Consider the following 23,932-nt stretch of genomic DNA (forward strand, 5'->3'; position numbering starts at 1 on the left):
CCGTCATAAAAAATGTGTGCTTGTGTTGACCGTTCGCAGTTCGTAGGTCGGCTTAGCGCGGCGTAACCCGACCTACGAAGTCAAAATCAAAACCGTCGTGTCATAGCGTCGTCACCGGCGCCTGCGCCAGTTCCTTCAGCACCAGCTGGTTGCGCAGCGCCGGGCCGAACGCCGGCGCTTCGATTTCAAAGGTTTCGCCGGGCTGCACGCTGACGCCGTCGGCGAAGCTGAGCGTGGCGGTGCCGAAGAAGTGGATGTGGACGTCGCCCGGCCGCTTGAACAGCGGATACTTGAAGTGGTGGTATTCCAGGTTGGCGATGCTGTGCGACATGTTCTGTTCGCCGCTGATGAACGGCTTTTCCCAGCGCAGCGCGCCGTCGGCGCTGTAAATGCGCGAGGTGCCGGCGACGTGGGCCGGCAGTTCGCCCACCAACAGCGCCGGGCCGACGCCGCAGGCGCGCAGCTTCGAATGCGCCAGGTACAGGTAGTTCTGGCGCTCGGTGACGTGGTCGGAGAATTCGTTGCCGATCGCATAGCCGACGCGGCAAGGCTGGCCGTTGTCGTCGATGACGTACAGGCCGGCGATTTCCGGCTCTTCGCCGCCGTCGAGCGCGAAGTCGGGCATGGCCAAAGGCTGGCCGCTGGCGGCCACCACCGAGCCGTCGCCCTTGTAGAACCACTCCGGTTGCGCGCCGAGTTGGCCCGGCGCCGGTTTGCCGCCTTCGACGCCGAGGCGGAACATTTTCATGCTGTCGCTCAGCGCGCCGACGTCGCCGTCGATTTTCTTGTGCATGGCGTCGCGCGCGTCGGCGCTGCCCAGGTGGGTCAGGCCGGTGCCGGTGACGAAGCAGTGCGCCTGGTCGGCATGGTCGAGCGGCGCCAGCAGGCGGCCTTCGGCGGCCACTTGCTGGTAGGAGCAGGTGGCGGCGCCGACCGATTCGGCGGCCAGCGCGGCCAGCCCGCCGCCGCGGCGGATCGCCGCCCGGGCCAGCGCGTAGGTCGAGTCGAAACCGTCGATGACGCGGATGGTGTCTTGCTCCAGCACGCCGGCGCGGCGCCGACCCTGCGGGTCCTTAAACTGTACCAACAACATGGTGTGTCTCCTGATAGTGTATTTTTAATGCGAATGCTTGGGCACGGCGGAGCCGCGGTGGCCGACCAGGAAGTCGAAGTCGCAGCCTTCGTCGGCCTGCAGCACGCGGTCGATATACAGTTGCTGGTAGCCGCTCTTCATGCTCGGCGCCGCGCGCTCGGCGCGCTCGGCCAGGCGGCGCGCCATCTCGTCGGCGCCGATGTCCAGGTTCAGGCTGCCTTCGTAGCAGTCGAGCGCGATCCAGTCGCCGTCCTGGACGATGCCGAGCGGCCCGCCGGCGGCCGCTTCCGGCGCCACGTGCAAGACCACGGTGCCGTAGGCGGTGCCGCTCATGCGCGCGTCCGAGATGCGCACCATGTCCTTGACGCCCTGCGCCAGCAGCTTCGGCGGCAAGCCCATGTTGCCCACCTCGGCCATGCCGGGATAACCTTTCGGGCCGCAGTTCTTCATCACCAGCACCGAGCTGGCGTCGACGTCCAGGTCGGGGTCGACGATGCGCGACTTGTAATGGTCGAAGTCCTCGAACACCACGGCGCGGCCGCGGTGGCGCATCAGCTCCGGCGAGGCCGCCGACGGTTTCAACACGGCGCCGCGCGGCGCCAGGTTGCCGCGCAGGATGCAGATGCCGCCGTCGGCCAGCAGCGGATTGTCGAGCTGGCGGATGACCTCGTCGTTGTAGACCGGCGCCTCGGCGCAGTTGTCCCACAGGCTCTTGCCGTTGACGGTCAGCGCGTCCTTGTGCGGCACCAGGCCGCCCTCGCCCATGCGGCGGATCACGCCCGGCAGGCCGCCGGCGTAATAGAACTCTTCCATCAGGAAACGCCCCGACGGCAGCAAATCGACGATGGTCGGCGTGCCGCGGCCGACCCGGGTCCAGTCTTCCAGCTCCAGCGGCACGCCCATGCGCCCGGCGATGGCCTTCAGGTGGATCACCGCGTTGGTCGAACCGCCGATGGCGGCGTTGACGCGGATGGCGTTCTCGAACGCCTCGCGGGTCAGCACCTTCGACAGGCGCAGGTCCTCGAACACCATTTCGACGATGCGGATGCCGGACATGTGCGCCAGAATATAGCGGCGCGAGTCGACCGCGGGAATGGCCGCGTTGTGCGGCAGCGAGGTGCCCAGCGCCTCGGCCATGCAAGCCATGGTCGACGCCGTGCCCATGGTGTTGCAGGTCCCCGCCGAACGGGACATGCCCGATTCGGCCGACATGAATTGGTGCATCGTCATTTCGCCGGCCTTGACCGCCTCGTGCAACTGCCAGACGGCGGTGCCGGAGCCGATGTCCTTGCCCTCGAACTTGCCGTTCAACATGGGGCCGCCGCTGACGACGATGGTCGGAATGTCGACGCTGGCGGCGCCCATCAACAGCGCCGGTGTGGTTTTATCGCAACCGACCAGCAACACGACGGCGTCCATCGGGTTGCCGCGGATCGATTCCTCGACGTCCATGCTGGCCAGGTTGCGGGTCAACATGGCGGTCGGACGCAGGTTCGACTCGCCGCTGGAAAACACCGGGAACTCGACCGGGAAGCCGCCCGCCTCCAGGATGCCGCGCTTGACGTGCTCGGCGAGCTTGCGGAAATGCGCGTTGCAGGGCGTCAGCTCGGACCAGGTGTTGCAGATGCCGATGATCGGCTTGCCCTGGAACTCGTGGTCGGGAATGCCCTGGTTCTTCATCCAGCTGCGGTACATGAAACCGTTCTTGTCTTGCGTGCCGAACCATTCAGCCGAACGCAGCGCCACTTTTTTCTTTTCCGACATTTCCGTATTCCCTTTGATGTTTGCTTGCGAGGCCGGACCCTTATCGACAGCCAGGCTGATGTGTAGGGAATACTAAAGCGTCCATTGATATCTTTCTAATCAATTTTTTGCGCTTCCCGATACCCGATTTGATATCTATCACCCAACACCAAAGTGCTTGCCCGCGCAGCATCGGTACACGAGGTAAATCGAGCGCACAGCACAGGCGCGTGCCGGCGAGGGGCCGGACCCGCGGGTGTGGCGCCAGCCCTTGCCCTTGCTTGAAGAGCCGACATATCCGTTTAGATATCGAATGGCATTAAAAAATCATTAGAAAGATATCGGAGACCAAATTAGTATCGTTGCATCGCATAAAAACTGATCGTCGGTGCGAGCCTGAAAAAGATCCAAATCAACAACAATCTGGAGACAAGTAATGAAAACAGTCAAACTCATCATCGCCGGCATGCTGCTGGGCGGTGTCGCCGTGGCACCGTACGCCGCCGCCCAGAGCAAGGGTCCGATCGGCATTTCGATGCCGACCAAATCGTCGATGCGCTGGATCGCCGACGGCGACAACATGGTGAAGGTGTTCAAGGAACGCGGCTACAAGGCCGACCTGCAATTCGCCGACGACGACATCCCGAACCAGCTGGCGCAAGTGGAAAACATGATCACCAAGGGCGCCAAGGTGCTGGTGATCGCCGCCATCGACGGCACCACGCTGTCGGACGTGCTGCAAAAAGCGGCCGACAAGGGCATCAAGGTGATTTCCTACGACCGCCTGATCCGCGGCACGAAAAACGTCGACTACTACGCCACCTTCGACAACTTCCAGGTCGGCGTGCTGCAAGCGGCCTACATTGAAAAAGCGCTGGACCTGAAGAGCGGCAAAGGCCCGTTCAACATCGAATTGTTCGGCGGCTCGGCCGACGACAACAACGCCCACTTCTTCTACAACGGCGCCATGTCGGTGTTGAAGCCGTACATGGACAAGGGCAAGCTGGTGGTGCGCAGCAAACAGCTGGGCATGGAAAAAGTGGCGACCCTGCGCTGGGACGGCGCCGTCGCCCAGTCGCGCATGGACAACCTGCTGAGCGCCTACTACGGCAAGGACCGCGTCGACGCGGTGCTGTCGCCATATGACGGCCTGAGCATCGGCATCCTGTCGTCGCTGAAGGGCGTCGGCTACGGCACGCCGAAGCAACCAATGCCGGTCGTCACCGGCCAGGACGCCGAGATCCCGTCGGTCAAGTCGATCCTCAACAACGAGCAACGCTCGACCGTGTTCAAGGACACGCGCGAACTGGCCAAGGTGACGGCGAACATGGTGGACGCCATGCTGAGCGGCAAAGCGCCGGTCATCAACGACACCAAGACCTACAACAACGGCGTCAAAGTGGTGCCGTCGTTCCTGCTGAAACCGGTCACCGTCGACAAGTCGAACTGGAAAGAAGTACTGGTCACCGGCAGCGGCTACTACACCGAAGCCCAAGTCAAGTAAGCGAAAACCGGGGACAGACCACGATTTCGGAGAAACATTCTCCGAAATCGTGGTCTGTCCCCGGTGTACGGCGCGCCACAATATCAAAATCGAGACAGGTCATTCTATGAACACTATCCTGGAAATGCGCGGGATAAGGAAGACGTTCCCGGGCGTCGTCGCGCTCGACAATGTCAACCTGAAGGTACGCAGCGGCGAGATCCACGCGATCGTCGGCGAAAACGGGGCCGGCAAGTCAACCCTGATGAAGGTCCTCAGCGGCGTCTACACCCACCACGAATACACCGGCGACATCGACTACCTGGGCCAGACCCGGCAGTTCCGCGACATCAAGGACAGCGAAGCGGTCGGCATTATCATCATCCACCAGGAGCTGGCGCTGGTGCCGCTGCTGTCGATCGCCGAGAACCTTTTCCTCGGCAACGAGCCGGCCCGCTTCGGCGTCATCGACTGGGAGCTGGCGCAGCGCAAGACCCGCGAGCTGCTGCAGAAAGTCGGCTTGAACGAGTCGCCGGAAACGCTGGTCACCAACCTCGGCGTCGGCAAGCAGCAATTGATCGAAATCGCCAAGGCGCTGTGCAAGGACGTCAAGCTGTTGATCCTCGACGAGCCCACCGCCAGCCTGAACGAGAGCGACAGCGCGGCCCTGCTGACGCTGCTGCTGGAGTTGAAGGAACAAGGTATTTCCTCGATCCTCATTTCGCACAAGCTCAACGAAATTTCACGCGTCGCCGACGCCATTACGGTGCTGCGCGACGGCAACACGGTCGACAGCTTCGACTGCCGCGCCGAGAGCATCAGCGAAGACCGCATCATTGAAAAAATGGTCGGGCGCGAGATGGCCGACCGCTATCCGCCGCGCACGCCGAGCATCGGCGACACCATTTTCGAGGTGCGCGACTGGCGCGTGTTCCACCCGGAGCACGGCGACCGAGAAGTCATCAAGGGCGTCAACTTCCACGCCAGGAAGGGCGAGATCATCGGCATCGCCGGCCTGATGGGCGCCGGGCGCACCGAGCTGGCGATGAGCATTTTCGGCCGCTCCTACGGCCAGCGCATCAGCGGCAGGGTATTCAAGAACGGCCGGGAAATCGACGTCGGCACGGTTGGCAAGGCGATCGCCCACGGCATCGCCTACGTCACCGAGGACCGCAAGGGCCTGGGTCTGGTGCTCGACGAGGACATCAAGAAGAACGTCAGCATGGCCAACCTGGCGGCCGTGTCGCGGCGGCTGGTGGTCGACGAGGAGCGCGAGTTCGGCGTGGCCGACGACTACCGCCGCCAGCTGAAGATCCGCTGTTCGAGCGTGCTGCAGCGGGTGGTCAACCTGTCCGGCGGCAACCAGCAGAAGGTGGTGCTGGCGAAGTGGTTGTTTTCGCGGCCCGACGTGCTGATCCTCGACGAGCCCAGCCGCGGCATCGACGTCGGCGCCAAGTACGAGATCTACAGCATCATCAGCGACCTAGCCGCGGAGGGTAAATGCATCATCATGATCTCGTCGGAGATGCCGGAACTGCTCGGCATGTGCGACCGGATCTACGTGATGAACGAAGGCAGTTTCGCAGCAGAACTTAGCGCAGCAGACGCATCGCAGGAAAACATCATGCGTGCGATCGTCAAACATGGAGACAAGTATGGGAAATAAATTCGCCACCGACGCCGCCGAACCGGCCGCCGTCACCGTGGAGCAGGCGCGACAGCAGGGCAAGCCGGCCGCCCCGGCCGCGAAAAGCTACGCCGGCTTCCTCAAAAACAATATGCGCGACTACGGCATGCTGCTGTCGCTGATCGTCATCATGGGCTTCTTCCAGGTGATGACCGACGGCACCCTGATGCAGCCGCTCAACCTGACCAACCTGGTACTGCAGAACAGCTATGTCGTCATCATGGCGCTGGGCATGCTGATGGTCATCGTCGCCGGCCACATCGACCTGTCGGTCGGCTCGGTGGTGGGCTTCATCGGCGCGCTGGCGGCGGTGCTGATCGTCAACTTCAACATGCACTTCGTCCCGGCCAGCATCATTTGCCTGGCCGCCGGCGCGCTCATCGGCGGCGCCCAGGGTTACTTCGTCGCCTTCTTCCGCATCCCCTCGTTCATCGTCACGCTGGCCGGCATGCTGGTGTTCAAGGGTTTGACGCTGGCGCTGCTGGCGGGCCAGTCGGTCGGCCCGTTCCCGCAGGGCTTCCAGATGCTCAGTTCCGGCTTCCTGCCGGACCCGTTCGCCCACGCCGACCTGCGCATGTTGTCGCTGCTGCTGGGCGTGGCGGCCGCCTGCGCCCTGCTCTACACGGCGCTGCGCGCCCGCGCCAGGCAACTCAAGCATGGCATGGAAAACGAGCCGTACGGCTTCTTCCTGGCCAAAAACGCCGTGTTCGCCGCCGTCATCGTCGGCTTTAGCTACCTGCTGGCCACCTACAAGGGCATGCCGAACGTGCTGGTGGTGATGGCGGTGCTGATCGTCGCGTACACCTTCGTGAGCAACCGCACCGTGCTGGGCCGCCGCGTCTACGCCGTCGGCGGCAATGAAAAGGCGGCCAAGCTGTCCGGCATCAAGACCGAGCGCGTCAGCTTTTACACCTTCGTCAACATGGGCATGCTGGCGGCGCTGGCCGGCCTGGTGTTCGCGGCGCGCCTAAACACGGCCACGCCGAAGGCCGGCACCGGCTTCGAACTCGACGTCATCGCCGCCTGCTTCATCGGCGGCGCCTCGGCCTCGGGCGGCGTCGGCAAGGTGATGGGCGCGGTCATCGGCGCCTTCATCATGGGCGTGATGAACAACGGCATGTCGATCATGGGCATTGGCATCGACTACCAGCAAGTGATCAAGGGACTGGTGCTGTTGGCCGCCGTGTTCGTGGACGTGTTCAACAAGAACAAGTAACGCCGAGTAGTAGACCTCGATTGTAGTCCCTCCCCCCTTCCGCCCGTTGCTTGCATCGGGCGTTTTTTATTCGCAATACGAATATTGTATTTTTATTCGCAATACAAGTATATTGCTATTATTCGTTTTTAGAATATATTTTAAATAGCCGTATTCCAGGAATTGCTAGATGAAGCAGCTCATTTCCACAGATAACCAGCTAGGCCATCTATTGCAAGGCCATCGCAAGGCCAAAGGATGGACGCAAGAACAGCTTGCCCAGAAAGCCGGTATCAGTCAGGCGCGTCTGTCCGTTCTTGAACTCAATCCAGGCCGTCTGACCGTGGAGCGCTTAATCCGCATCATGGGCGCACTGGGGCTGGAAATGACGATCCAGGAAAAAGTCGATGCGTCCAGCGAAACAGCCTCGGCCCAACAGTCGGATTGGTGATGGGACGCCCATCAAAAACACAGACGCTGATCGTCTGGATGAACGGAGAGCAAGTAGGCGCCTGGAGCGTGTCCGCACGCGGCGAACCATCGCTTACCTATGCTGAAAGCTGGTTTGCCTCCCCTGCCTTGCGCGCCCTTTCGCTGTCCCTGCCGGCGATCCGCAGCAACCCTTGCGTCCGCGGCAAGGTTGTCGACGATTTTTTCGATAACCTATCTGCCTGATAGCGACATCATCCGAAAACGTCTGCAGTCCAAATTCAAGGCTTCGGACACCGGAGCCTTTGAACTGTTGGCCGCAGTAGGCCGCGATTGTGTTGGGGCCATCCAACTTCTACCGCCGGGCGAAGCGCCCGAAGGATTCGACAGCGTCGACGCGCTTCCCTTGGACGACAGTGGCGTTGAACATCTCTTGCAACGTACAGTCGCTGCTCCGGGCGCCCTGGTGCCCGAGGATGAAGACGATTTGCGCCTCTCTATTGCCGGCGCCCAAAAAAAGACCGCATTGATTTGGCATAGCGGTGCCTGGTGCAAACCGCTGCGGACGACCCCAACCACCCATATCTTCAAGTTGCCGCTAGGCCCGGTCGGCAATCGCCGCGCCGAAAGGTAAAAATGGCGATGGCTTGGCTCGGCAAGAACCGGCATTATCTTGCGGACGGCATACAACGCCGCCACATCTTGACGACCCTGCAAAAATGCGGCTATGGCGACTCGCCCGATAAGCTGGTTGACGAGCTGATCGCCCAGACACCGGACGTGATCGACCGGGTCGCGGCGGAACTCCCGCGGGATTTTCCCGCCGGCTTGGCCAAAGCTATTTTCGACGGCCTGCGCGTATCCGCCGCCCGCCTCTCCAGCCAGGAATAACTGTTCGATCCGGCAGGGCCGGTGGCGTTGCGGGCCCGATTCATCGATACAATGGGCAATCAATTTAACCCGCGCGCTCCTGCCATGCTCGAATTCCTCCTTCAACTTATCGGCGAGGGCCTGCTTCAACTGGTGCTCGAAGCGCTGGCCGAACTCGGATTCCATTCGCTGGCGGAACCGTTCCGGCGGCCCCCCAATCCCTGGCTTGCGGCGCTCGGCTATGCGCTTTTCGGCCTGTTGGCCGGCTTCATCAGCCTGTTTATCGTGGAATCCCATTTTCTGAGGGAGAAGCCGCTGCAAATCCTGAACTTGATCGTCACGCCGGTGCTGGTGGGCTTTGCGATGGCGCAAATCGGCGCGTGGCGCGCCCGCCGCGGCGACGCCGTGCTGCGCATCGACCGCTTCGCCTACGCCTACCTGTTCGCGCTGGCGTTCGCCATCGTCCGCTTCTTGTGCGCGAAATAAGCGTGCCGCTGACGGCCCAACAGCGCCGCGCGGTAGCCCCACCACGCCGTTTCCTCGTCATCGACACGGCGCCGCGGCCGCGCGCGCGCCAGCTGCGCGGCATCGAGCGCGCGGCGCCCGTTGTCAGCGGAAGACATGTTACGTTTGCTAACGAAAAGTTCTCGTAGAACACAGTTTCTCCATGATATCGTACCGCTCACATTGAAAAACCGGTGTGCCGGGTGTCCACGCCGGCACGCACTCCATGACGATAAGGATGGCATATGACTCACACTCCGACACAAAACCATCTGATCGCCGCATTGCCGGTGCCCGACTTCGAACGCCTGGCGCCGGCCCTGGAACTGGTGCCCCTGCCGCTGGGCGAACCCCTGTTCGACGCCGCCAGCCCGGCCGAGCACGTATACTTTCCGACGACGGCGGTGGTATCGCTGCTGGGCGACACCGCCGGCGGCGCGCTGGCCGAAATCGCCGTGGTCGGCAACGAGGGCATCGTCGGCATCTCGCAACTGCTGGTCGGCGCCGTCGCGCCCAGCCGGGCCGTGGTGCAGAACGCCGGGCTGGCCTACCGGCTGAAGGCGCGCGTAATGCAGCAGGAATACAACAGCGGCGGGCCGGTGCTGCGACTGATGCTGCGCTACGCGAAAGTGCTGACCAGCCAGATGGAGCACACCGCCGCCTGCCAACGCCAGCATTCGGTTGAACAGCAACTGTGCCGCATGTTGCTGCTCAGCCTGGACCGTTCGCCGTCGAGTTCGCTCGCCATCACCCAGGAGCTCAGCGCCACCCTGCTTGGCGCCGGCCGCGAGGGCGTGATGCAGGCCGCCGTCAGCCTGCAACGCGCCGGGCTGATCAGCAACCGCCGCGGGCATATCGAAGTGCTCGACCGCTCCGGCCTGAAAATGGCGGTGTGCGGCTGCTATTCGGCCGTCAAGGCCGAGGTCGACCGGCTGTTTTCCGACATCGGCAACGTCCACGCGGCGGCGCTCAGCGTATAGGCGCGGCAAGGATCGCAAAAAAGCAGCCTCGGCTGCCTTTTTTGCGCAACGCGGCGCGCGCGCGACACGCGTCCGGCTACAAGCTCAACGGTACACCCTTGTTGCGTGCCGCGCAGCACGCTATAGTAAGCGCATCATTGTTGATTTATTATTGAGCCATGCTGAGCCGTATCCACCACGCAGCGATCATCTGCTCGAATTACGACGTTTCCAAACGTTTCTATACCGAATGCCTGGGGCTGCGCATCGTGGCCGAGCATTACCGCGCCGAGCGCCAGTCGTACAAGCTCGACCTTGGCCTGCCCGACGGCGGGCAGATCGAGTTGTTTTCCTTCCCCGAGCGGCCGCCGCGGCCGTCCTATCCGGAGGCGCGCGGGCTGCGCCACCTGGCGTTCGAGGTCGCCGACGTGGCCCAGTGCAAGCGCGAACTGGAAGCCAAGGGCGTCGCCGTCGAGGACATCCGCGTCGACGAATACACCGGCAGGCGTTTCGTGTTCTTCGCCGACCCGGACCAGCTGCCGCTGGAATTGTACGAGGCGCCCGCCGGCGCGTAATGCCGAGGCGTCGCTGGCTCGTTTAAAACCAAGGGCGTATGCGGCCCTCGGGCAGAACAATAAGCACAACATAAACAGGAACGAGCATGCGGAAGTTTTGCAGCGAGGGCGTCGAGCGGCTGGAACCGTACGTGCCGGGGGAGCAGCCGGCCGTCGCCGGCCTGGTCGAGCGAGGGGCTGCCGTCGGCCGCCAACTTCGTCTTCGCCCGCCACGGCCGGCACGACGCGGCGCGGCCGCAAGCGGCGCTGCGCGAGCGCAAGATCCTGGTGCGCCACTTCCGCAAGCCGCGCATCGAGCAGTTCCCGCGCATTTCCATCGGCACCGACGCGCCATGCCAGGCGCTGGTGCAGGCGCTGCACCAACTATTTTCCGCGGAGGCCGGCGCCGCCGGCCGTCCGGCATAGACACCCAGCCACCCACCCGAGGAGTACCAAGCATATGAACAACCCCGTATTCGGCCGCACCCTGATCGCCGCCGCCGCCGCCCTCTGCTGCTACTGCGCGCAGGCGGCCTCGCTGGCGCCGGTGGCGGCGCAGCACGGCATGGTCGTATCGGCCCAGCACCTGGCCTCGCAAATCGGCGTCGACGTCTTGAAAAAGGGCGGCAACGCGGTCGACGCCGCCGTCGCGGTCGGCTACGCGCTGGCGGTGGTCTACCCGGCCGCCGGCAACCTCGGCGGCGGCGGCTTCATGACGATCCAGCTGGCCGACGGGCGCAAGACCTTCCTCGACTTCCGCGAGAAGGCGCCGCTGGCGGCGACCGCGAATATGTACCTGGACGCCGACGGCAACGTCGTCAAGGGCCTCAGCTCGCGCGGCCACCTGGCCGTCGGCGTGCCCGGCACGGTGGCGGGGATGCAGTACGCGCTGGAGAAATACGGCACGATGAAGCGCGCCGCGCTGCTGGCGCCGGCGATCGCGCTGGCCGGGCGCGGCTTCGTGCTGGGCGAGGGCGACGTCGACCTGCTGCAAACGGCCACCGACGACTTCCGCAAGGACGCGCCGTCGGCGGCGATTTTCCTCCACCGCGGCGCCGCGTTCGAACAGGGGCAGAAGCTGGTGCAACGCGACCTGGCCAAGACGCTGGCGCTGATCAGCCGCAACGGCGCGGCCGGTTTCTACAAGGGTCCGGTCGGCGCCGCGCTGGTGGCCTCCAGCGCCGCCGGCAAGGGCATCCTGACGCAGGCCGACCTGGACCAGTACAAGGTGCGCGAGATGGCGCCGGTCGAATGCGACTACCGCGGCTACCGCGTGGTGTCGGCGCCGCCGCCAAGCTCGGGCGGCGTGGTCATTTGCGAGATCCTGAACATCGTCGAAGCCTATCCCTTGAAGGAAATGGGTTACCGCTCGGCCAGCGCGGTGCACCTGCAGATCGAGGCGATGCGCCACGCCTACGTCGACCGCAACAGCTACCTGGGCGACCCGGACTTCGTCAAGAATCCGATCGAGCGGCTGACCGACAAGGCCTACGCGGCCAAGGTGCGCGCGGCGATCGACCCGCTCAAGGCCGGCGTGTCGAAGGACATCAAGCCGGGCGTCGAACCCCACGAGGGCAGTAACACCACGCACTATTCGATCATCGACAAGGACGGCAACGCGGTCTCGGTCACCTATACGCTGAACGACTGGTTCGGCGCGAAGGTGACGGCGGCCAAGACCGGCGTGCTGCTCAACAACGAGATGGACGACTTCACCGTCAAAGTCGGCGTGCCGAACATGTACGGCTTGGTGCAGGGCGAGGCCAACGCCATCGCCCCCGGCAAGCGGCCGCTCAGCTCGATGAGCCCGACCATCGTCACGAAGGACGGCAAGCCGGTGCTGATCGTCGGCACGCCGGGCGGCAGCCGCATCATTACCGCCGTGGTGCACACGCTGCTCAACGTCATCGACTACGGCATGAACATCCAGGAAGCCGTCGACGCGCCGCGCTTCCACCAGCAATGGCTGCCGGACGTCACCAACGTCGAACCGTTCGGCCTGAGCCCGGACACCGCCAAGCTCCTCGGCGGCATGGGCCACAACCTGGGCGCGGCGCAGCCGGCCAACCACGTCGCCGCCATCATCGTCGGCGCGCCCGCGCTGGGCGGCAAGCCGCGCGGCGCCAACCGCTATTACGGCGCCAACGACCCGCGCCGCAACACCGGCCAGGCGCTGGGGTACTAGGGCGTCCGCCGCGCCGGCTGGCGCCCCAAGGGGCCAAGCCGGCGCGGCGCGCTCGCGCATGCACGCCTTTACTTGAGCGCGCGCAGCGCGCGGGCGCGCAATCCATGCGATACAGGACGGGCGGCCTTGTCGACAAGCAAGCACATCCGACTATGCTTGACGCGCAGCGGCGGCGCTCAATGGAAAAAATGCGCACCTTCAATCAATCGCAGGGCATGTTTACAATCTACGACCCCGGCTACCACCGCGTCGCGCCGGAGCTGTCGACGCCGGCGCGCGCCGCGGCGGTCCGGTTCGAAGAGACGGTCCGGCGCGACAGCATCGAAACCGGCGCGTTTTTCAGCTGGGACGGAACCATGCTATCGAAGCGATCGGGCCTGGTCGATCATGCCAGGTTTCTTCCCCGCGATCTCGCCGGCACGGCCGGCGCGCTGTTCACCCACAACCACCCGTCGGGTCTGTCGTTTTCGTGCGCCGACGTGGGGAACGCCATCGGCCTCGGCCTGTCGGAGCTGCGCGCGGTATCCCCCGCCTACCGGCACGTCATGACGGCTATGCGCGCGTGGCCGAAGGAATCGACCATCCAAGGCGTGTATGATGAGGAATTAAGGCTGGCGTATGGCGATGTGGCGGACATGGTGAACCGCGGCGAGCTGTCGGTTCAATACGCCACCGCCGAAATCCACCATCGCGCGTGGGAACGGGCGTCCACCAGGCTGGGCTTGAACTATATTCGGGAGGCATCGTAGAACATGATGATCGATACGGCCATGCCGACTCTTGAGGAAATCTTGGCGCGCTCGAGCGCGCCGGAGGGACACGCCAACGACGTCATCGTTGGCGCCGGTAAGCTGGTGTACTGGAAGCGCCGCGCGGACCTCGACGGCAGCGAAGGCCTGACCTTCTTCGACGGCGACCTGCGCGACGTGCTGGAGCCGGACGACCCGCGCGTCGTCGCCGAACTGGAGCAAGAACACGCGCACCAGCGGCGGGGTCTGACCCTCGAGGTCTGACCCCGGCCTTAGGCCTCTGCTTGATTTGACTTCAGCAGCGCGGCAACATCCGCAGCCAGTGGCGATACTCTTCCTATATACGTTTTATTATGTGGAGCGCGCGATGATTACTCTCAAAGTAACAACCGTGGGGACGTCGGAAGGATTCATCCTCGACAGGGAGACCAAGCTCAAACTCGGAGTAAAAACCGGCGACACCGTCTATCTGACGGAAGCACCGGGCGGCGGCTTGCGCATCACCCCTTACAATCCCGATTTCGCCCGCCAGATGGAACTTGCCGAACAATTGATGCGCGACGACCGTGAAGTGCTACGGGCCATGGCCGAGTGAACACTTGGCGCTGGGTTCGGCGTGACGTTGTCTTCGCCGTACATGATGTGCAATTGGCGCAGCATGGCGGGCTGGACGGGGTCAGCGACGAAAACGCAGTGCGGGCGGCGCTTGCGCGCCCCGAACAACTTAACATCTACGGCATACCGCCGCCCGATGCCGGCGCCTTAGCCGCGGCGTATGCATTTGGGCTAACGCGCACCCATTGCTTTAACGATGGCAACAAGCGGACAGCTTGGGTGGTCGCTCGGCTTTTTTTAGCCGACAATGGTTTTCGACTGGTGTTTTCCGCCATGGACGCCATTCGCATTATGGAAGGCCTTGCCACCGGAACGGTAAACGAAGAGCAGATGGCGCAATGGTTGCGTGAAAGGCTATGCCTTGCCAAGTAGCGCTTGGTTGAAGGCAGCCGGCACGCAAGGGCGGGGTCAGCCCCCTAATGCAGTTCAGTTAAGCGGCTTCGTCGTTGAAAATAATCAAAACCAACGGTGTAACCCTGGGGTCAGACCCTCGGGGTCTGACTCCGGCCCTTCGCCTTGGCTTGATTTGCAGCGTTGCCGGCCCGCTCACTAAACGCGGTGTTGGCAGCGCCACTTGTTCGGCAGGCGTAAAAAAAGGCAGCCGAGGCTGCCCTTTTTTCGTGCTGCTTGCCGCTGCGCTTAGTGTTTCGCGCGCAGTTTGGCGATCGCCGCCAGTTGGCCGATCGCCGCTGCCAGTTCGGCTTGCGCCTTGGCGTAGTCGATGCCCGAATCTTTGTTCAGCAGCATCTCTTCCGCGCGTTTCTTGGCTTCGCTTGCTTTCGCTTCGTCCAAGTCCTTGCCGCGGATCGCGGTGTCGGCCAGTACGGTCACGGCGTTCGGCTGCACTTCCAGCAGGCCGCCGGCGACGAAGACGAACTCTTCTTCAGCTTGGCCGACTACCTTGATGCGGACCGCGCCCGGACGGATGCGGGTGATCAACGGCGTGTGCTTGGGGTAGATCCCCAGCTCGCCCGCTTCGCCCGGCAACGCGACGAATTCCGCCTCGCCTGAAAAAATCAGTTCTTCAGCGGAAACCACGTCAACGTGAATTGTGTTTGCCATGTGTGTCCTATCGGGTTGAAGAACCCCGCCCGCAGGCGGGGTTCAGCCGAAACTTAATATTAGTTAAGTTTTTTGGCTTTTTCGATTGCTTCTTCGATCGTGCCGACCATGTAGAACGCTTGCTCTGGCAGGTGATCGAGTTCGCCCGACGCGATCATTTTGAAGCCCTTGATCGTGTCTTTCAGCGAAACGTATTTACCAGGCGCGCCGGTAAACACTTCGGCGACGTGGAACGGCTGCGACAGGAAACGCTGCATTTTACGTGCGCGCGATACCAGCAGTTTGTCTTCCGGCGCCAATTCGTCCATACCCAGAATCGCGATAATGTCGCGCAATTCCTTGTAGCGCTGCAGGATACCCTGGACAGCGCGGGCGGTGTCGTAGTGTTCCTGGCCAACGACCAGCGGATCCAATTGACGGGAGGTCGAATCGAGTGGATCGACGGCGGGGTAGATACCCAGCGAGGCGATGTCACGCGACAGAACGACGGTCGAGTCCAAATGGGCGAAGGTGGTGGCAGGCGACGGATCGGTCAAGTCATCCGCAGGGACGTAGACGGCTTGGATCGAGGTGATCGAACCGGTCTTGGTCGAGGTGATGCGCTCTTGCAGGCGGCCCATCTCTTCGGCCAGCGTTGGCTGGTAACCCACCGCCGACGGCATACGACCCAGCAGCGCCGACACTTCGGTACCGGCCAGCGTGAAGCGGTAGATGTTGTCGACGAAGAACAGAACGTCTTTGCCTTCATCACGGAACGATTCAGCGATCGTCAGGCCGGTCAGCGCGACGCGCAGACGGTTACCCGGCGGTTCATTCATCTGGCCGTAGACCATCGCCACTTTGGAGTTCTCTGGATTTTCCAGATCGACCACTTTGGCGTCGGCCATCTCGTGGTAGAAGTCGTTACCCTCGCGGGTACGCTCGCCCACGCCGGCGAACACGGACAAGCCGCTGTGCGCCTTGGCGATGTTGTTGATCAGTTCCATCATGTTGACGGTCTTGCCGACGCCGGCGCCGCCGAACAAGCCGACTTTACCGCCCTTGGCGAACGGGCAAACCAAGTCAATCACCTTGATGCCGGTTTCCAGCAAGTCTTGCGATGGCGACAGTTCGTCGTACGCAGGCGGCTTGCGGTGGATCGACATGGTGTGCTCTTGCGAGACAGGACCGCATTCGTCGATTGGATTGCCCAGCACGTCCATAATGCGACCCAGGGTCGCCTTACCGACCGGCACCATGATTGGTTTGCCGGTGTTTTGAATCATCATGCCGCGACGCAGACCGTCCGAGGTACCCAGCGCAATGGTACGGACAATGCCGTCGCCCAATTGCTGTTGTACTTCCAGGGTCAGGTCCGAGCCTGCCATCTTCAAGGCATCGTATACCTTAGGCATCGCATTGCGTGGAAACTCAACGTCCACCACAGCGCCGATACACTGAACGATTTTGCCATCAGCCATGTTCGTTCCTTCAAATATAGTTAAATTCGTTTAAACCGCAGCCGCACCGGCGACGATTTCGGAGAGTTCTTTGGTAATCGCTGCTTGACGGGTTTTGTTGTAGATCAACTTCAACTCGCCAATCACGCTACCGGCGTTGTCGCTCGCCGACTTCATCGCAACCATGCGCGCCGATTGCTCGGACGCCAGGTTTTCCGCTACCGACTGGTACACCAGCGCTTCAACATAGCGCTCCAGCAGTTCGTCAATCACGCTTTGTGCATCCGGCTCGTAAATGTAATCCCAAGTGTGATTACCTTTGTCGGCCTGCATTTTTTCAGCGGCCAGTGGCAGCAACTGCTCCATCACCGGCTCTTGCTTCATCGTGTTGATGAACTTGGTGTAGCACAGGTACACCGCGTCCAGCTTGCCAGCCTCGTACTCGTCGAGCATGGCTTTGACCGGTCCGATCAGCTTGTCCAAATGCGGCGCGTCGCCGATCTGTGTCACTTGCGCGATCACCTTGACGCCAACGCGGTTCAGGAAACCCAAACCCTTGTTGCCGATGGCTACCGCTTGAATCGTGTTGCCGGCCGCTTCCAGTTCGCGCGACTTGCTCGTCACCAAACGCAGCACGTTGGTGTTCAAGCCGCCGCACAGACCCTTGTCGGTGGTGACGATGATGAAACCGACCGCCTTGGCGTCCGTGCCCTTGGCCAGGGCCAGGAACGGGTGCGTGTATTCCGGATTGGCGCCCGCCAGATTGGCGGCGATATTGCGAATCTTGTCACTGTAGGGACGGGCGGCCCGCATCCGTTCCTGCGCCTTGCGCATTTTGGACGCGGCGACCATTTCCATCGCCTTGGTGATCTTCTTCGTATTTTCTACGCTTTTGATCTTGCCACGTATCTCTTTGCCTACTGCCATGAGTCCTTACTCCTTGTGCGCGTTGGGCGGCGCGCCAACTGAATGGCGCGCCGCCTGGTCGCTTAATATGCGCCGGATTTTTTGAAATCAGCAACAGCGGCCGACAGCGCAGCTTCGGCGTCTTTGTCCAGTTGCTTGGTTTCTTCGATCTTGGCCAGGAGAGCAGCTTGCTTGGTCTTCATGTAAGCGTGAACGCCGGCTTCGAAAGCCAACACTTGCTTAACTGGCACATTGTCCAGGAAGCCCTTGTTCACCGAGAACAACGACACGGCCATCAGCGAGATCGGCAGTGGCGAGTACTGGGCTTGCTTGAGCAATTCAGTAACGCGCGCGCCGCGGTCCAGCTGCTTGCGGGTCGACTCGTCCAGGTCCGAAGCGAACTGCGCGAACGCAGCCAATTCGCGGTACTGCGCCAAGTCGGTACGGATACCGCCGGACAGGTTTTTGATGACCTTGGTCTGGGCGGCGCCACCGACGCGCGACACCGAAATACCGGCGTTAATCGCGGGCCGGACACCGGCGTTGAACAGCGAGGTTTCCAGGAAGATCTGGCCGTCGGTGATCGAAATCACGTTCGTCGGCACGAAAGCGGAGACGTCGCCGGCTTGCGTTTCAATGATCGGCAGCGCCGTCAGCGAACCGGTCTTGCCTTTGACGGCGCCCTTGGTGAACGCTTCGACGTAGTCGGGGTTCACGCGTGCCGCGCGTTCCAGCAGGCGGCTGTGCAGGTAGAACACGTCGCCAGGGTAGGCTTCGCGCCCTGGTGGACGGCGCAGCAGCAGCGAGATCTGGCGGTAGGCAACGGCTTGCTTGGACAGGTCATCGTAGACGATCAGCGCGTCTTCGCCGCGGTCGCGGAAGTATTCGCCCATGGCGCAACCGGAGTACGGCGAGATGTATTGCATCGCGGCCGATTCGGCGGCCGACGCGGCCACGACGATGGTGTATTCCATGGCGCCATGCAGTTCCAGCGAGCGCACGATGTTCTTGATCGACGAGGCCTTTTGGCCGATCGCGACGTAGATACATTTCATGCCCTGGCCTTTTTGATTGATGATCGCATCAATCGCCACTGCCGACTTACCGGTTTGACGGTCGCCAATGATCAGTTCGCGTTGACCGCGGCCGATCGGCACCATCGCGTCGATCGACTTCAAGCCGGTCTGCATTGGCTCGGAAACGGACTGACGGGCGATCACGCCCGGTGCGATCTTTTCGATCGGCGCCGACATTTTGGCGTCGATCGGGCCCTTGCCGTCGATCGGCTGGCCCAGCGCGTTGACCACGCGGCCAAGCAGCTCGGGACCGGTCGGCACTTCCAGGATGCGGCCGGTGCACTTGACCGTGTCGCCTTCGGAGATGTGCTCGTAGTCGCCCAGGATGACGGAACCAACGGAGTCGCGCTCCAGGTTCATCGCCAGGCCGAAGGTGTTGCCCGGGAATTCCAGCATCTCGCCTTGCATCACGTCCGACAAACCGTGGATGCGGCAGATACCGTCGGCTACGGAGATGACCGTGCCTTGGTTACGCACTTCAGCGCCGCCGTCAAGACCTTGGATCCGGCTCTTGATCAACTCGCTGATTTCAGATGGGTTGAGTTGCATACTAACTCCTAAAAGTGTTTCTCTCAGCTTGCGCGAGGGGTAAGGTTCTGTCTAACGCTGGTCGGCGTAAGCCGTCGGTCACGACACCAGTGCAACACGCATTTGTTGCAACTTGGCGCGCACCGAGGTGTCGAGCACTTCGTCACCAACAACCACGCGCACGCCGCCGATCAGCGATGCATCCACTGTCACGACGGGGTTGAGCTTACGATTGAATTTCTTTTCCAGCGTTGCGACCAAATCGGCCACCTGGGCTGCGCTCAGCTCGAATGCGCTCGTGATGTCGGCGTCGGCCGCGCCTTCCACGCTGTTTTTCAACAGCTGGAATTGCGCGCCGATTTCCGGCAGCAGACTGATGCGGCCGTTTTCAACCAACATCGAGAGGAAGTTTTTGGCTTCCTGATTCAGCGGCGATTTCACCAGGGACGAAATGGTGGCGGCCACGTCGCTATCCGATGCTTTCGGATTGCGGGCAAACGCCTGCACCTCGGGGTGGGTGCCGATCTGTGCCAATTCTGACACCAGTTCGGCCCACGCCGCGAGGCTTGTCGATTCCTTACCAGCTTGGGCTACGCGGAACAAAGCTTCCGCGTAGGGACGGGCGACGGTTGCGAGTTCTGCCATGATTACAGCTCGACAGCGAGGCGCGCCAACAGCTCGGCGTGTGCCGATGCCGTCACTTCGCGCTTCAGGATTTGCTCGGCGCCCTTGACAGCCAGGTCAGCCACCTGAGCGCGCAATTGTTCGCGTGCTTTCGACAGTTGCTGATCAGCGTCTGCTTTAGCTTGCGCAATAATGCGGTCCGCTTCGGCTTGTGCGTTGGCTTTGATCTCTTCCGCGACCAGTTGGGCGCGCTTTTCAGCGTCCGCAACCCGCGATTGAGCTTCTACGCGTGCACCAGCCAATTCGGCTTGAGCGCGCTTCTCAGCGACTGCCATCGAAGCCTGACCCTGATCGGCCGCAGCCAATCCATCCGCGATTCTCTTGGCACGCTCATCCAACGCCGTGTTCAGCGCTGGAAATACGAACTTCATCGAAAACCAGACCAACACCGCGAAGGTGATCATCTGGCCGACGAGCGACATATTGATGTCCATACCTTGCTCCTAACTAAAAGTTTCTCCTAGGGTTGGAGCAGTATTACTTACCAGCGGCGGCGATAACAGCGGTCAGGAACGGGTTCGCGAACGTGTACAGCAGAGCAACACCGACGCCGATCATCGAAATAGCATCCAGCAGACCAGCGATAACGAACAGCTTGGTTTGCAGTTGTGGCATCAGTTCAGGTTGACGTGCCGACGCTTCCAGGAATTTGCCGCCCAAGATTGCGAAACCGAGTGCGGTGCCGATTGCGGCCAGGCCGATGATGATGGCTGCTGCCAGAACGGTCATGCTTTGTACTTGTGCGATCAGAGCTTGCATAAAATTCTCCTAAATTTAAAAACGAAAGATACTAAAAAAAACAAAATATAAAGTTGCCGGTTAGTGTTTCTCGACCGCGAGGCTGAGGTACACAACTGTCAACGCCATAAACACAAAAGCTTGCAAAGTTACAATCAAGATATGGAAAATTGCCCATGGACCACCCAGCATCCACTGCGCCCACCAAGGCAACAACGCGATCAAGATGAAAATCAGTTCGCCGGCGTACATATTGCCGAACAGTCGCAAGGACAAGGAGATCAACTTAGCGACCAGCTCGACCATTTGCAGCAGGAAATTGACCGGCGCCAGCAGGATCACGGCGAAGCCGTGGCCGTGGAAGGGCGCGGTGAACAGTTCTTTAATCCAACCGCCCAGGCCCTTGGCCTTGATCGAGAAGGCGATGACGCACAGCACGACCGACAGCGACATGCCGAAGGTGTGGTTGACGTCGGCGGTCGGGACCACGCGCAGGTTGTAGACGCCGACGTAGGTCAGCAGCTTAGGCAGCAAGTCAACCGGCAGGAAGTCCATTGCGTTCAGCAACCAGACCCAGACGAAAATCGTGATGGCCAGCGGCGCGATGACGGCGCTTTTGGCGTGGAAGGCGCCTTTAATCGTGTCGTTGACGATTTCCATCACCATTTCGACGAAGTTTTGCAGGCGGCCCGGCACGCCGGCCGTGGCCTTGCGCGACGCCATGTAGAACACACCCAGGAACACCAGGCCCAGAATGGCCGAGATCCAGAACGTGTCCAGATTGATGGTGCCGGCCTCATTTTTCAGATGGGACAGATGGTGCGAAATGTATTCGGTCGAGTTTGCCGGGGCATGGTGGCCCGCTTCAATAGCGTGTTCTGTGGTCATATGAATTTAGATTTGTCGTTCCAGGACACAAAATGCCCCGAAACCAATGATTAAACAGCGAGCAATGAAAACCAGTAAGCCAAGGTTGCCACCGCGAAACCCAAGATCAGCCATAACCAGGCGGCCGACTGAAACAACACCAGTGCCAAAACAAACAGCACCACTGTGATAAATATTTTTACCAGCTCGGCCTTCAAGTGCGCCCGGAATGCCTTGTTGGCATCGACGAAACCACCTGCGACAAACAGCGCGTACACCAGGCTGCCGGCGACCGCGATGCCGCCGCCATAGGCGGCCGACCAAGCACTATGCGCGTCAGCCAACACGCTCACCAAAACTGCAAATATGACGACGATTGCTAGCTGAAGGGCGACGACTTTGTAGACTGGCTTGGCAATATTTTGCTTCGAATTTCTCACTTACCAAGTTCCCAGAAGAATCCGTACACGCAAAGACACAGGATTATAGTTGGCTTTGATGTTACGAGTCAAACGTTGCTGCACCGCAGCAGGGCACTTTCTGCGCGAAACAGCCGTTTTGCAGGCTATTTGACGACAGATTGCACCAAGGCCGGGAAGGCGCGAGGAGGCTGCGGGCTGGAACGACGCCCCTGCGCCGTCGTTGACGGGGCCGGGCGCGGCATGTTCCAGCCGCTATGTGAGATATAACGATATATATATGGACTGGCGCCGCAAAAACAAGCCCCCGGCGGCAAACGGGGCTGGACGACACCGTCGCCCGCGTCAACCGCGCAGGCGCGCCAGCAAACCGTCGAGCACGTCCAGGTCGGCGAAGTCGATGACCATCTGGCCGCGGCCCTTGTTACCCATCTTGAACACCACCGGGGTCGCCAGGGAATCGGACAGCTCCTCCTCCAGGCGCGCGATGTCGCCGGATTTCTCCTTCTGCCGCGGCTCGCTCGGGTTGGCCTGTTGCTCCAGGGTCTGGTTGACCAGCTTTTCGGTCTCGCGCACCGACAGGCGCTTGGCCACCACCAGGTTGGCCAGCGTGATCTGGGTGGCGCCGTCCACCGCCAGCAAGGCGCGGGCGTGGCCCATGTCGATATCGCCGGCCATCAGCATGGTTTGCACCGGGCCGGCCAGGTTCATCAGGCGCAACAGGTTCGACACCGCGCTGCGCGAACGGCCGACCGCGTTGGCCGCCTGTTCGTGGGTGAAACTGAAATCGGTGATCAGGCGGTGGATCCCCTGCGCCTCTTCCAGCGGGTTCAAGTCTTCGCGCTGGATGTTCTCGATCAGGGCCATCGCGGCGGCGGCCATGTCGTCGACGTCGCGCACCAGCACCGGTACCTCGTCGAGGCCGGCGATCTGGGCGGCGCGGAAACGCCGCTCGCCGGCGATGATTTCATATTTAACAAGACCGCTCAGCGTGTCCTGGCCGATCGGCCGCACCAGAATGGGCTGCATCAGCCCCTGGGCCTTGATCGACGCCGCCAACTCGTTCAGCGCGCCCTCGTCCATGCGGGTGCGCGGCTGGTATTTGCCGGCTTGCATCTGCCTGACCGCCAGCGTCGACGGCGCGCCCGCTTCGGCGTTGCCGAAGTCGCCGCCGCCGCCGAGCAGCGCGTCGAGTCCGCGTCCCAGTCCTTTAAGTTTTTTAGTTGCCATGCTGTCCTAATAGTGTGGGCGGCGCCGCGCCCGGGGGCGGCGCCGTCGAATTACTGCGAATTACATATGTTTGATACGTTCGACCATTTCGGCGCCGAAGGCGATGTAGGCCTGCGCCCCCTTCGAGCTGGGGTCGAAGGTCACGCCCGGCAAACCGTAGGACGGCGCTTCGGCCAGCCGGACGTTGCGCGGGATGATGGTCTGGAACACCTTGTCGCCGAAATGCTGCTCGAGCTGGGCCGAGACCTGTTGCGACAAGGTCATGCGCGGATCGAACATCACCCGCAGCAGGCCGATGATCTTCAAGTCCGGGTTCAGGTTGGCGTGCACCTTCTTGATGGTGTTGACCAGGTCGGACAGGCCTTCCAGCGCGTAGTACTCGCACTGCATCGGAATGATCACGCCATGCGCGGCGCACAGGCCGTTCAAGGTCAGCATCGACAGCGCCGGCGGGCAATCGACCAGGATGAAGTCGTAGTCGGCGTCGACTTCGGCCAGCGCGTCCTTCAGGCGGCGCTCGCGGTTTTCCAGCGCCACCATCTCGACCTCGGCGCCGGCCAGCTCGCGGTTCGACGGCAGCACGTCGAAGCGCCCCGCCTCGGAACGCTGGCGCGCCGTCTTGACGTCGCACTCGCCCAGCATCACCTCGTAGGTCGACGCGGTCAGGCCGGCCTTGTTGATGCCGGCGCCCATGGTGGCGTTGCCCTGCGGGTCGAGGTCGACCAGCAGTACCCGCTGGTTCAGCTTGGCCAGTCCGGCGGAGAGGTTGACGCTGGTGGTGGTCTTGCCCACTCCGCCCTTTTGATTTGCAACGCAAAATATTTTGGCCATGTATTCTTATTTTAAAGTGTATATATCGTTTATATCGTTTATTTTGTATAAATCGTTTATTTCGTTTATATTGTATATATCGTATA

The 23,932-nt window shown here is 61.7% G+C and carries 26 protein-coding genes and 2 pseudogenes; 15 read left to right on the forward strand and 13 right to left on the reverse strand.

The features are described from left to right. Positions 1-100: 100 nt before the first annotated feature. A complete protein-coding gene (araD1, locus tag JANGC3_RS0119355) occupies positions 101-1,093 on the reverse strand; it encodes an AraD1 family protein (protein ID WP_017878144.1) in 993 nt (330 codons plus the stop codon). Between the two features lie 24 nt (positions 1,094-1,117). Then, the gene (locus JANGC3_RS0119360; protein WP_017878145.1) at positions 1,118-2,857 is read right to left on the reverse strand and encodes an IlvD/Edd family dehydratase; all 1,740 of its coding nucleotides are present in this window, start codon (positions 2,855-2,857) and stop codon (positions 1,118-1,120) included. A 415-nt stretch (positions 2,858-3,272) separates the two neighbouring features. On the opposite strand from JANGC3_RS0119360, the gene chvE reads away from it, so the two are divergent. The 15 genes and pseudogenes from chvE (at position 3,273) to JANGC3_RS0119435 (ending at position 14,438) form a co-directional block, all read left to right on the forward strand. Continuing rightward, the gene (gene chvE, locus JANGC3_RS0119365; protein ID WP_017878146.1) at positions 3,273-4,340 is read left to right on the forward strand and encodes a multiple monosaccharide ABC transporter substrate-binding protein; all 1,068 of its coding nucleotides are present in this window, start codon (positions 3,273-3,275) and stop codon (positions 4,338-4,340) included. A gap of 106 nt (positions 4,341-4,446) precedes the next feature. Further along, positions 4,447-5,985 carry a multiple monosaccharide ABC transporter ATP-binding protein gene (gene mmsA / locus JANGC3_RS0119370; RefSeq protein WP_017878147.1) on the forward strand — a complete coding sequence of 513 codons (1,539 nt, stop codon included), beginning with the start codon at positions 4,447-4,449 and terminating at the stop codon, positions 5,983-5,985. Next, entirely contained in the window at positions 5,975-7,222 is a 1,248-nt protein-coding gene (mmsB, locus tag JANGC3_RS0119375) for a multiple monosaccharide ABC transporter permease (protein WP_017878148.1), read from the forward strand. Before mmsA ends, mmsB begins: the two co-directional genes overlap by 11 nt. A gap of 169 nt (positions 7,223-7,391) precedes the next feature. Beyond that, positions 7,392-7,652: a helix-turn-helix domain-containing protein gene (locus JANGC3_RS0119380; protein WP_017878149.1), complete on the forward strand. Its 261-nt coding sequence runs from the start codon at positions 7,392-7,394 to the stop codon at positions 7,650-7,652. Positions 7,653-7,690: 38 nt separating this feature from the next. Further along, positions 7,691-8,264 (forward strand): annotated as a pseudogene (locus tag JANGC3_RS31780) (HipA N-terminal domain-containing protein). 2 nt (positions 8,265-8,266) lie between these two features. After that, positions 8,267-8,521, forward strand: a complete 255-nt coding sequence (locus JANGC3_RS34160; RefSeq protein ID WP_017878151.1) for a hypothetical protein — start codon at positions 8,267-8,269, stop codon at positions 8,519-8,521. 21 nt (positions 8,522-8,542) lie between these two features. Further along, positions 8,543-8,986 carry a hypothetical protein gene (locus JANGC3_RS0119395; protein WP_198292042.1) on the forward strand — a complete coding sequence of 148 codons (444 nt, stop codon included), beginning with the start codon at positions 8,543-8,545 and terminating at the stop codon, positions 8,984-8,986. 263 nt (positions 8,987-9,249) lie between these two features. Beyond that, complete coding sequence (locus JANGC3_RS0119400) at positions 9,250-9,984, forward strand: Crp/Fnr family transcriptional regulator (RefSeq protein ID WP_026133200.1); 735 nt, start codon at positions 9,250-9,252, stop codon at positions 9,982-9,984. 158 nt (positions 9,985-10,142) lie between these two features. Next, positions 10,143-10,538: an SMU1112c/YaeR family gloxylase I-like metalloprotein gene (gene gloA2, locus JANGC3_RS0119405; RefSeq protein WP_017878154.1), complete on the forward strand. Its 396-nt coding sequence runs from the start codon at positions 10,143-10,145 to the stop codon at positions 10,536-10,538. A 177-nt stretch (positions 10,539-10,715) separates the two neighbouring features. Beyond that, a pseudogene (locus tag JANGC3_RS33905) lies at positions 10,716-10,943 on the forward strand (aminotransferase class I/II-fold pyridoxal phosphate-dependent enzyme); the annotation flags it as partial. 34 nt (positions 10,944-10,977) lie between these two features. Further along, on the forward strand, positions 10,978-12,702 hold the full coding sequence (gene ggt, locus JANGC3_RS0119415; RefSeq protein ID WP_017878156.1) for a gamma-glutamyltransferase: 1,725 nt from the start codon (positions 10,978-10,980) through the stop codon (positions 12,700-12,702). Between the two features lie 152 nt (positions 12,703-12,854). Continuing rightward, a complete protein-coding gene (locus JANGC3_RS0119420) occupies positions 12,855-13,451 on the forward strand; it encodes a hypothetical protein (protein WP_157406759.1) in 597 nt (198 codons plus the stop codon). Positions 13,452-13,454: 3 nt separating this feature from the next. Then, positions 13,455-13,715, forward strand: a complete 261-nt coding sequence (locus JANGC3_RS0119425; protein ID WP_017878158.1) for a hypothetical protein — start codon at positions 13,455-13,457, stop codon at positions 13,713-13,715. Positions 13,716-13,818: 103 nt separating this feature from the next. Continuing rightward, positions 13,819-14,046: a transcriptional regulator gene (locus tag JANGC3_RS0119430; protein ID WP_026133201.1), complete on the forward strand. Its 228-nt coding sequence runs from the start codon at positions 13,819-13,821 to the stop codon at positions 14,044-14,046. Continuing rightward, positions 14,043-14,438, forward strand: a complete 396-nt coding sequence (locus tag JANGC3_RS0119435; protein WP_026133202.1) for a type II toxin-antitoxin system death-on-curing family toxin — start codon at positions 14,043-14,045, stop codon at positions 14,436-14,438. The genes JANGC3_RS0119430 and JANGC3_RS0119435 overlap by 4 nt, the downstream gene beginning before the upstream one ends. Positions 14,439-14,705: 267 nt before the next feature. On the opposite strand, the gene JANGC3_RS0119440 is transcribed toward JANGC3_RS0119435, so the two are convergent. The 11 genes from JANGC3_RS0119440 to JANGC3_RS0119490 all read right to left on the reverse strand — a co-directional run bounded on the left by JANGC3_RS0119440 (position 14,706) and on the right by JANGC3_RS0119490 (position 23,846). Next, positions 14,706-15,128, reverse strand: a complete 423-nt coding sequence (locus JANGC3_RS0119440) for a F0F1 ATP synthase subunit epsilon (RefSeq protein ID WP_026133203.1) — start codon at positions 15,126-15,128, stop codon at positions 14,706-14,708. A 59-nt stretch (positions 15,129-15,187) separates the two neighbouring features. Further along, positions 15,188-16,588 carry a F0F1 ATP synthase subunit beta gene (gene atpD / locus JANGC3_RS0119445; protein WP_026133204.1) on the reverse strand — a complete coding sequence of 467 codons (1,401 nt, stop codon included), beginning with the start codon at positions 16,586-16,588 and terminating at the stop codon, positions 15,188-15,190. 30 nt (positions 16,589-16,618) lie between these two features. Further along, a complete protein-coding gene (gene atpG / locus JANGC3_RS0119450) occupies positions 16,619-17,494 on the reverse strand; it encodes a F0F1 ATP synthase subunit gamma (RefSeq protein ID WP_017878163.1) in 876 nt (291 codons plus the stop codon). A 62-nt stretch (positions 17,495-17,556) separates the two neighbouring features. Next, positions 17,557-19,098, reverse strand: coding sequence for a F0F1 ATP synthase subunit alpha (gene atpA / locus JANGC3_RS0119455; RefSeq protein WP_017878164.1), 1,542 nt, complete (start codon positions 19,096-19,098; stop codon positions 17,557-17,559). Between the two features lie 78 nt (positions 19,099-19,176). Continuing rightward, entirely contained in the window at positions 19,177-19,722 is a 546-nt protein-coding gene (locus JANGC3_RS0119460) for a F0F1 ATP synthase subunit delta (RefSeq protein WP_026133205.1), read from the reverse strand. A gap of 2 nt (positions 19,723-19,724) precedes the next feature. Next, positions 19,725-20,195 carry a F0F1 ATP synthase subunit B gene (locus JANGC3_RS0119465; RefSeq protein WP_017878166.1) on the reverse strand — a complete coding sequence of 157 codons (471 nt, stop codon included), beginning with the start codon at positions 20,193-20,195 and terminating at the stop codon, positions 19,725-19,727. A gap of 43 nt (positions 20,196-20,238) precedes the next feature. Then, complete coding sequence (gene atpE / locus JANGC3_RS0119470) at positions 20,239-20,520, reverse strand: F0F1 ATP synthase subunit C (protein WP_017878167.1); 282 nt, start codon at positions 20,518-20,520, stop codon at positions 20,239-20,241. Between the two features lie 60 nt (positions 20,521-20,580). Further along, positions 20,581-21,387: a F0F1 ATP synthase subunit A gene (atpB, locus tag JANGC3_RS0119475; protein WP_017878168.1), complete on the reverse strand. Its 807-nt coding sequence runs from the start codon at positions 21,385-21,387 to the stop codon at positions 20,581-20,583. Between the two features lie 50 nt (positions 21,388-21,437). Further along, entirely contained in the window at positions 21,438-21,806 is a 369-nt protein-coding gene (locus JANGC3_RS0119480) for an ATP synthase subunit I (protein WP_017878169.1), read from the reverse strand. 324 nt (positions 21,807-22,130) lie between these two features. Then, a complete protein-coding gene (locus tag JANGC3_RS0119485; RefSeq protein WP_017878170.1) occupies positions 22,131-23,015 on the reverse strand; it encodes a ParB/RepB/Spo0J family partition protein in 885 nt (294 codons plus the stop codon). A 60-nt stretch (positions 23,016-23,075) separates the two neighbouring features. Continuing rightward, positions 23,076-23,846, reverse strand: coding sequence for a ParA family protein (locus JANGC3_RS0119490; RefSeq protein WP_026133207.1), 771 nt, complete (start codon positions 23,844-23,846; stop codon positions 23,076-23,078). Between the last annotated feature and the right edge of the window lie 86 nt (positions 23,847-23,932).

The organism is Janthinobacterium sp. CG3, assembly GCF_000344615.1.
In the GTDB taxonomy this organism is placed as follows: domain Bacteria; phylum Pseudomonadota; class Gammaproteobacteria; order Burkholderiales; family Burkholderiaceae_D; genus Janthinobacterium.